The organism is Kocuria sp. CCUG 69068 (genome assembly GCF_020833785.1).
Classification (GTDB): Bacteria; Actinomycetota; Actinomycetes; order Actinomycetales; family Micrococcaceae; genus Kocuria; species Kocuria rosea.
The window spans coordinates 19,343-28,010 of the sequence record NZ_PDDL01000044.1 but is presented as its reverse complement, the minus strand read 5'-3'; the positions used below and the strand labels follow the sequence as shown (position 1 = coordinate 28,010).

Annotated in this window: 6 protein-coding genes; 1 reads left to right on the top strand and 5 read right to left on the bottom strand. The window is 73.3% G+C overall.

Annotated elements, in window-relative coordinates; genetic code table 11:
* Together xylB and xylA are read right to left on the bottom strand one after the other, a co-directional pair.
* A partial coding sequence (gene xylB, locus CRM73_RS10265; protein WP_229587598.1) for a xylulokinase occupies positions 1–1,337 on the bottom strand: 1,337 nt, incomplete at its 3' end.
* Between the two features lie 151 nt (positions 1,338–1,488).
* Positions 1,489–2,712, bottom strand: coding sequence for a xylose isomerase (gene xylA / locus CRM73_RS10260; RefSeq protein WP_017833164.1), 1,224 nt, complete (start codon positions 2,710–2,712; stop codon positions 1,489–1,491).
* 148 nt (positions 2,713–2,860) lie between these two features.
* Between xylA and CRM73_RS10255 the strand changes: the two genes are divergently transcribed.
* Positions 2,861–4,027: an ROK family transcriptional regulator gene (locus CRM73_RS10255; protein WP_115163433.1), complete on the top strand. Its 1,167-nt coding sequence runs from the start codon at positions 2,861–2,863 to the stop codon at positions 4,025–4,027.
* Positions 4,028–4,109: 82 nt separating this feature from the next.
* On the opposite strand, the gene CRM73_RS10250 is transcribed toward CRM73_RS10255, so the two are convergent.
* The 3 genes from CRM73_RS10250 to CRM73_RS10240 form a co-directional block, all read right to left on the bottom strand.
* A complete protein-coding gene (locus tag CRM73_RS10250) occupies positions 4,110–5,279 on the bottom strand; it encodes an endo-1,4-beta-xylanase (RefSeq protein WP_229587596.1) in 1,170 nt (389 codons plus the stop codon).
* 86 nt (positions 5,280–5,365) lie between these two features.
* Positions 5,366–7,723: a glycoside hydrolase family 3 N-terminal domain-containing protein gene (locus tag CRM73_RS10245; RefSeq protein ID WP_095650249.1), complete on the bottom strand. Its 2,358-nt coding sequence runs from the start codon at positions 7,721–7,723 to the stop codon at positions 5,366–5,368.
* Between the two features lie 29 nt (positions 7,724–7,752).
* Complete coding sequence (locus tag CRM73_RS10240) at positions 7,753–8,667, bottom strand: carbohydrate ABC transporter permease (protein ID WP_081615855.1); 915 nt, start codon at positions 8,665–8,667, stop codon at positions 7,753–7,755.
* Between the last annotated feature and the right edge of the window lies 1 nt (position 8,668).

Here is an 8,668-nt window from a genome sequence, read left to right as displayed (position 1 = left end):
GTCGGCTCCGCCTCGTACTGCCGGGCGCCGGCGAGCGCCCAGGCCGGGGGCTCGTCCTCGCCCGAGAGGGCCCAGGCGGCCTGCCGGGCGGCACCGAGGGCCACGTACTCCGCCGGGGCGGGGACGAGCACGGGACGGCCGAGCACGGCCGGGGCGAGCCGGCGCACCGCCTCGGACTGCGCGCCGCCGCCGATCAGGAGGATCCGCTCCGCAGCGGTGCCGGTGGCCCGCTCGAGCGCGGCCACGCCGTCGGCGAGGGAGCAGAGCAGGCCCTCCACGCAGGCCCGGGCGATGTCCTCCCGGCCGGTGCGCGAGGACATCCCGTGCAGGGTGGCGCGGGCCTCGGGCCGGTCGGGCGTGCGCTCCCCGTCGAGGTAGGGGAGCAGGGTGACGCCGCCCGCCCCGGGACGGCCCGCGAGGGCGAGCTCGGCGAGGCCCGCGTGGTCGACGCCCAGCACCCGGGCTCCGAACTCCAGGATCCGGGCGGCGTTGAGGGTCGTGGCCATGGGCAGGTAGCGGCCGGTGGCGTCGGCGAAGCCGGTCACCAGCCCGCTGGGGTCCGCGGTGCGGGTCTCCGAGACCATGGCCGCGACCCCGGAGGTGCCGATCGACAGGGACACGTCGCCGGGGCCGAGCGTGACGCCCAGCGCGGCGGCCATGTTGTCGCCCGTGCCGGCCGCGAGCACCGCCCCCGCGGCCGTGCGGCCCATGACCGCGTTCGGGGCGGTGGCCACCTGCGGGAGCTCGAGGTCGTGGCCGAGCGCCTGCTCCACGAGGGCGTGGTCCCAGGCGCCGGTGCGCGTGGAGAAGTAGCCGGTCCCGGAGGCGTCGCCGCGGTCGGTGAAGAAGGACGACCGGTCGGCGTCGAGGTGGTGGGACAGGTAGTCGTGGGGCAGCAGCACCCGGTGGGTGCGGGCGGCGTGCTCCGGCTCGTGCTCCGCCATCCAGCGCAGCTTGGTGGACGTCATGGACGCGACCAGCACGCTGCCGAGCTCCTCGGCGCAGGCGGCCGCACCGCCCATCTCCTCGACGAGCCGGCGGGCCTGCGGCGCCGAGCGGGTGTCGTTCCACAGCAGGGCGTCGCGCACCACGGCGCCGTGCTCGTCGAGGGCGACCATCCCGTGCTGCTGGCCCCCGACGGAGACCGCGGCGGCCTCCGCGAGGAAGGGCCCGGCGGCGTCGTCGAGCGCGGCGAGCCAGGCCCGGGGGTCCACCTCGGTCCCGTCCGGGTGGGGGGCGCGGCGCTGCGCGAGGACCTCGCCGGTGCCGGCGTCGACGAGGAGCGCCTTGGTGGACTGGGTGGAGGAGTCGATGCCCAGGACGGTGGTGCGTGCCATGAAGAACCTCGGTGCGGGGTCGGGACGGAGCGGCGAGGGCGCCGCGGGACGGGACGCGCAGTGCCCGGCCCGGCGCAGGGGGGGATGTGCGCCGGACCGGGCCGGGACGGGGCCGGCACCCCGGAGGGGGTGGGTGCCGGCCCCGGGCGTCTCAGCCCCGGGCGCCCATGAGGTGCTCGACGGCGAGCTGGTGCAGGCGCACGAAGCCGTAGTTGCGCTCCGACGGGCCCGTCAGGTCGAGGTCCTCGTAGGCGCTGCGGTCGGCGAGGAACGCCTCGAGGTCCTCGCCCTCGGCGAGGGTCGGCTCGCCGAGCTCGAGGATGCCGGACTGCTCCATGGCCTCCTGGACGTCGGGGTCCTGGCGGAAGGCCACCGCCCGCTCCTTCAGCAGCAGGTACATCCGCATGTTCGCCGCGGCCGAGTCCCAGACGCCGTCGAGGTGCTCGGTGCGGGAGGGCTTGTAGTCGAAGTGCCGGGCCCCCTGGTAGGCGCCCGGCAGGGACGGGAACCCGTTCTCCAGCAGGTCCACCGTGAAGAAGGCGCTGATCAGGTTGCCGTGGCCGAACACCAGGTCCTGGTCGTACATCGGGCCGTTCTGCCCGTTGAGGTCGATGTGGAACAGCTTCTCGCACCACAGCGCCTCGGCGAGGCCGTGCGTGTAGTTCAGCGTGGCCATCTGCTCGTGCCCGGTCTCCGGGTTCACGCCCACGACGTCCCCGTTCTCGAGTCGGTCGATGAACGCGAGGGCGTGCCCGATGGTCGGCAGGAAGATGTTGCCGCGGGGCTCGTTGGGCTTCGGCTCGAGGCCGATGCGCATGTCGTAGCCCTGGGACTTGATGTACCCGGCCACGGTGTCGATGCCCTCGGCGTAGCGGTCCAGGGCGGCGTAGAGGTCCTTGGAGGAGTCGTACTCGGTGCCCTCGCGCCCGCCCCACATCACGAAGGTCGTGGCGCCGAGCTCGGCGGCGAGGTCCACGTTGCGGAGCACCTTGCGCAGGCCGTAGCGCCGGACCCGCCGGTCGTTGGACGTGAACGCGCCGTCCTTGAAGATCGGCTCCGCGAAGGTGTCCGTGGTGACCATCTCGCAGACCATGCCGGTCTCGTCCATGGTCTGCTTCAGCTGCCCGATCAGCTTCTCGCGCTGGGCCTCGGTGGCGTCGAAGGGGATCAGGTCGTTGTCGTGGAAGGTGAAGCCCCAGGCGCCGAGCTCCTTGAGCTTGCGCACGGACTCGAGGGGGTCGAGCTCGGGCCGGGAGGCGGTGCCGAACTGGTCGCGGGCGGCCCAGCCCACGGTCCACAGGCCGAAGGAGAACTTGTCCGCGGGGGACGGGGTGAGTGACGGGGCGAGGGAGGTCGCGGGGGAGGAGGTGGGCATCGGAGGTCCTTTCCCAGTTGGTTAGTTTCCGTTACTTACTATAGGAGCTGGGATACCGTGGGGGAAGACCGCCGGCGGATTTTCTGCCGTCCGGTCGGCCGGGATCCGCGCCGGACCCGGTCCTCTCGGCACCAGAGGAGAGTCGTCCGTGCAGTCGAGCCACCTGCGGGAGCACAACCTCTCCACCGTGCTGCGCGCCGTCGCCGGGGCGGACGCGCCGGTCTCGCGCGCCGCGCTCGCCAAGCTCACCGGGCTCACGAAGCCCACCGTGTCCAAACTGGTGCAGGAGCTGCTCGAGGCGGGTCTGCTCGTCGAGGGCCGGCAGACGGCCGCGCGGGTGTCCGGGCGGCCGACGATCCCCCTGACCGTGGCCCGGGGGACCGTGCTGGGCGTGGGCCTGGAGATCGCCGCCGACCACCTCGCGTGCCTCGTCACGGATCTCGGCGGCCGCGTCCTGCACGAGGAGTCCCGTTTCGGGGCCTTCGCCGGGGCGTCCGTGGACGAGGTCGCCTCCGTGCTGGCCGGTCTGCTGGACACCGCCCTGGCGCCCCGCCGGGACGTGCCCGTGGCCGGGATCTGCGTCTCGGTCCCCGGCCGGCTCTCCACGGACCGCGCCACCGTGCTCTCCGCCCCCAACCTCGCCTGGCAGGACGTCCCGCTGGTCGAGCGGCTCCGGGAGCACCCGGCGTTCCGGGGCCCGGGGCTCACCGCCGGCAACGACAGCATGCTCGCCGCGCGCACCGAGGTCCTGCGCCGGCCGGGCGCGTCCTTCCTCTTCCTGCACGGCCAGACCGGCATCGGCGGCGCCGTGGTCCTGGAGGGGCGCATCCTCCGCGGTGAGCACGGCTGGGCGGGGGAACTGGGCCACGTCACGATCACCCCCGGCGGGGAGCTGTGCCGGTGCGGGCGGCGCGGCTGCCTCGAGGCCTACGCCAGCTACCACGCGCTGCGGGGCCGGACCGGCCTGCCGGAGGACGTCCGGATCGAGGACCTCGTGGCGGCCACGGCGGAGCGGCTGCAGAGCCGGGAGGCGGTCATGGAGATGATCGGGCGGCCCCTCGGCGTGGTGCTCGCGAACTCGATGAACGTCCTGGACCTGTCGACGGTCGTGCTCTCCGGGTACTTCGCCCCGATCGCCCCGGAGCTGGAGCCCGTGCTGCGCGAGGTCCTGGAGGCGCACGCGCTCACGGCGGAGGTGGGGCCCGTCGAGATCCAGCGCTCCGCCGCGGAGGCCCATCCCGCCCTGACCGGCGCGGCCGCCACGGCCCTCGAGGCCATTTACGACTCGCCGGCCCGCTGGATCGACCGGCGCTGACTCGCCCCCGTCCGGGGACGACGACGGGGCCCGCTCGCACGAGCGGGCCCCGTCGCGCTCCGGCCGGGTCCGGGCGATCGGCTCAGCGGAACGCGGGGTGGTGCTCCCACTTCGCGTCGCCGCCGGGCTGCGAGCGGACCAGGGCCTCCTGGAGGGCGTCGTAGGCCGGCTTGCGCTCGTAGTCGCCCTCCATGGTCAGGGCGTCCCCGTAGCCGGGGAAGGTGTTCGGCACCCAGGAGTGCTCGTCGAGCACGCCCCACACGGTGAAGGAGTTGCAGTCCTCCACGGCCAGGCACGCCTCGAGGGCCGTGCGGTACCAGTCGGCCTGCTTCCGGCGCAGCTCGTCGGTCATCCGGTCGTCGCCGTCGACCGGTCCGCGGACGTCGATCTCGGTGACGGCCGTCTCCAGCCCCAGGTCGTCGAAGCGCTGGAGGTTCTGCTGCATGCGCCCGTCGAAGCCGTACTGGAGGCCGAGGTGGGTCTGCATCCCGAAGCCGTGGACCGGCACGCCCTGCGCGAGCAGGTCCTGGATCAGCGCGTAGTAGGCGTCGGACTTCGCGTTGAGGCCCTCCACGTTGTAGTCGTTGAAGAACAGCTGGGCGTTCGGGTCGGCCTCGTGGGCCCAGCGGAAGATGTCGGCGATGATCTCCGGGCCCAGCTCCCGCAGCCAGATGTTCTCCTGCAGGCGCAGGTTCCCGCTGTCGTCGAAGATCTCGTTGGCGACCTCCCACTGCTGGATGCGCCCCTCGTAGTGGCCGACCACCGTGTGGATGTGCTCCTTGAGGATGGCGCGCAGCTCGTCGGGGGTGTAGTCGCCTTCCTCGAGCCAGTCGGGGTTCTGGCTGTGCCAGAACAGGGTGTGGCCGCGCACGACCTGCCCGTTGGCCTCGGCGAAGTCGACGATGTCGTCCGCGGGGCCGAACTCGTAGACCCCCTCCTCGGGGTGGATGAACTCCCACTTCATCTGGTTCTCGGGGGTCAGGGAGCTGAACTCCCGCGCCAGGACGGAGCGGTACTCGGGGTCGGAGGGGAAGGGCTCCGGGTAGTCGGCGCTGGTGTGGTGGCCTCCGCCGGCCACGGCGCTGCCGATGCGGAAGTCCTTCGGGATGTTCCAGCGCAGGGTGTCCTGCTTCGCCAGGCCGGGGGGCCGGGTCTCCGGGGCGGCGCTCGCGGCCTGGGGGACCGCGGTGAGGCACAGGGCGGCGACGGCGGTGGCCGCTCCGGCGCGGAGGAGGGGGGCTCGTCTGCTCATGTCGGGGGTTCCTTCATCGGGGGGTGGGGGATTCGCGGGGACGGGTGGGACGGGGCGCGGGCCGCACGGCGGCCCGCGCCCCGGGCTCAGGAGGCGTCGGCGGACGCGGCGAGGGCGCGGTCGGCGACGCGGACCTCGACGGGGGTCGTGAGGACGCGGTCGGCGTCCTCCACGTCCCGGACCGTGCCGGTGACCGTGAACCGGCCCTCGAGGGGCAGGTCCTCGCTGGAGGTGCCGGCGCGCAGGACGAACTCGCCCGGCTCCACGATCCGGCGCACGGCCCGGCCCGTGAACGAGGTGCGGTCGGCGTGGACGGAGAAGACCACGCGGGCGCTCTGCCCGGCCTCCAGCGCGATCTTGGCGAAGCCGACGAGCATCTTCAGCGGCCGGACGACCTGGGCGACGGGGTCGCTCAGGTACAGCTGGACGACCTCCTGGCCGGCCCGGCCGGAGGTGTTGGTCACGGTGACCGCGGCCTCCACGGTGCCGTCGGTGCCGATCTCGGCCGCGGACAGCTCGAGCGCGTCGTAGGAGAAGCTCGAGTAGCCGATGCCGTGGCCGAACGGGTACAGCGGCCGAGGGTCCAGGTTGGAGACGCCCTCCGAGTATCCGCCCAGGGCGGGGGTCAGGTAGGTGCCGGGCTGCCCGCCCACGTGCCGGGGGATCCCCACGGGCAGCCGCCCGGAGGGGTTCACCCGCCCGGAGAGCACTCCGGCGACGGCGTGCCCGCCCTCCTCGCCGGGCATGAAGGCCTGCACCACGGCCGCGCAGCGGTCGTCGAACGCGCCGAGGCTGTAGGGGCGGCCCGTCACGAGCACGAGGACCACCGGGGTGCCCGTGGCGAGCACGGCCTCGACGAGCTCGGCCTGCCGGCCGGGCAGGGACAGGTCCACGACGTCGCAGCCCTCGCCGGAGGTGCCCGTGCCGAAGAGCCCGGCGAGGTCGCCCACGGTGACGACCGCGAGGTCGGCCTCCTCGGCCGCGGCCACGGCCTCGGCGATGCCGCTGGTGTCGGGGTCGGTGAAGTCGACGCCGCGGGCGTGCCGGAAGGTGGTCCCCCCGTCCGCGAACTCCTCGGCGAGGGCGTCGACGATCGAGGTGATCTCGATGCCGGTGCCGGACTCCCCGAAGCGGGACAGGACGTGGTTGGTGAAGCTGTAGCAGCCGAGGAACGCGCGGGGCTGCCCGGCGCTGGGGCCGATGACCGCGACCTTCCGGGCGGTGTCGCGGGCCAGCGGCAGGACGCCCTCGTTCTTGAGCAGGACGACGGACTCCTCGGCCATGCGCCGGGCGAGCCGGCGGTTCGCCGGGGAGTCGAGGTCGACGGCCCCGCCCGCGGTGCCGGGGTCGAAGCCCGGATCCAGCAGGCCCAGCTCGACCTTCTGCGTCAGCACCCGCCGCACCGCGCGGTCGAGCAGGGACTCGTCGAGCGCGCCGTCGCGCACGGCGCCGGCGAGGTCCGCGAAGCAGCCGGTCTCGGGCAGCTCCACGTCCATCCCGGCCGCGAGCGACTGGACGCCGGCGTCGCGGGGGTCCGCGGCGACGTGGTGCATGGACTCCAGGAAGCTCACGGCCCAGTAGTCGGAGACGACCGTGCCCTCGAAGCCCCAGGTCTCCCGCAGGAGGGTGGTGAGCAGCTCGGGGTCGGCGACGGGCGGGACGCCGTCGACGTCCGCGTAGGAGTTCATCACCGCGCCGGCCTGCCCGAGCTTGACGGCCATCTCGAAGGGCACGAGGACGACGTCGCGGAACTCGCGCGGTCCGATCGAGACGGGGGCGTGGTTGCGCCCGGCGCGGGAGGTGGAGTAGCCCGCGAAGTGCTTCAGGGTGGCGATCACGCCGGCCTCCTGCAGCCCCCGGACGTACTCGGTGGTCAGGGTGCCCACGAGGTAGGGGTCCTCGCCGACGGTCTCCTCGACGCGGCCCCAGCGGTAGTCGCGGACGACGTCGAGCACGGGGGAGAGGCCGAGGTGGACGCCCACGCCCTTCATGTCGGCGCCGATGTGCCGGGCCATGGTGCGGACCAGCTCGGGGTCGAAGGCGGCGCCCCAGGCGATCGCGGCCGGGTAGCAGGTGGCCCCCAGGGTGGTGAACCCGGTGAGGCACTCCTCGTGGGCGATGGCCGGGATCCCGAGCCGGGAGGTCTCCACGACCTGGCGCTGCAGGGTGCGCAGGTGCTCCACCCCGTCCGCGGCCGAGATCGGCGCGCTGCCGAAGGCCCGGGTGATGTGGCCGAGACCGTGCGCGATCGCGGCCTCGAAGGTCGAGCGGTCGTCGGCGAAGGCGGACTCCATGGGGGCCGCGCCGCCCGTGGCCTCCTCCGGGTCGGGGCGCAGCCAGTAGCTGCCGAGCTGACCGGCCTTCTCCTCGAGGCTCAGCTCCTGCAGCAGGGCGTCGACGCGTTCGGCGACGGGGCGGGCGGGGTCGTTCCAGGGTGCTGTCATGGGGGTGTTCTTTCTGCTCGGTGGGCGCGTCACTTGCCGAAGCCGGCGGTGAGCCCGGCGACGAGGTGCCGGCGCCCGAAGACGTAGAGGACGAGGATCGGCAGCGCCGAGAGGACGACGGCGGCCAGGACGGCGGGGATGTCGGCCTGGAACTCCCCCTGGTAGGTCCACAGGGACAGGGGCAGCGTGCGCTTCGCGGAGCTCTGCGTGAGGATCAGCGGGAACAGGAAGTTGTTCCAGCTGTTGAGGGCGTTGTAGACGCCCACGGTGGTGATGGCGGGCAGGCTCAGCGGCAGCACGAGCGTGCGGAAGACCTTCCAGTCGCCGGCGCCGTCGAGGGTCATGGACTCGTAGAGCTCGTTGGGGATGTCCCGCATGAAGTTCGTCAGGATCAGGACCGTGATCGGGATCCCGGACGCGATCCCGGGCAGGATCAGGGCGGCCAGGGTGTCGTAGAGGCCGAGCTGGACGATGATCAGGTAGATCGGGATGATCGTCGCCTGGATCGGGATGGCGATGCCCAGCAGGAACAGCCGGTTCGAGAACACGGCCAGCCCGCTCCGGCTGCGCACGATCACGTAGGACGCGAGCAGGGACAGGAAGACGATCCCGGCCACCGTGAACACGACCACGACCACGCTGTTGAGGAAGTACTGGACGAACTGGTTCTGCAGGACCGTGGCGTACGGCGCGAACGTCGGGGACGAGGGCAGCAGCGGGTTCGTGGAGTAGTAGTCCTCGCGGGGCTTCAGGCTCGTGATGGCGATGTAGTAGATCGGGATGATGATCGCGCCCAGCCACAGCCAGCCGCCGACGGCCGCCGGGATGTTCGGGAGCCCCCGGCGCCGGCGGGCGGGACGGGCGGCCGCCGGCCGGGCGTCCGGGCGGGGCGCGCCCCCGGGCCGCGTGCGCACGGGAGGGGTGTCCGTGGTTCGTGTGCTCATG

Excerpts from the sequence above, each read along its gene's own strand:
- xylA (WP_017833164.1), bottom strand. The coding sequence starts at position 2,712 with ATGCCCACCTCCTCCCCCGCGACCTCCCTCGCCCCGTCACTCACCCCG.
- CRM73_RS10250 (WP_229587596.1), bottom strand. The coding sequence starts at position 5,279 with ATGAGCAGACGAGCCCCCCTCCTCCGCGCCGGAGCGGCCACCGCCGTC.
- CRM73_RS10245 (WP_095650249.1), bottom strand. The coding sequence starts at position 7,723 with ATGACAGCACCCTGGAACGACCCCGCCCGCCCCGTCGCCGAACGCGTC.
- CRM73_RS10240 (WP_081615855.1), bottom strand. The coding sequence starts at position 8,667 with ATGAGCACACGAACCACGGACACCCCTCCCGTGCGCACGCGGCCCGGG.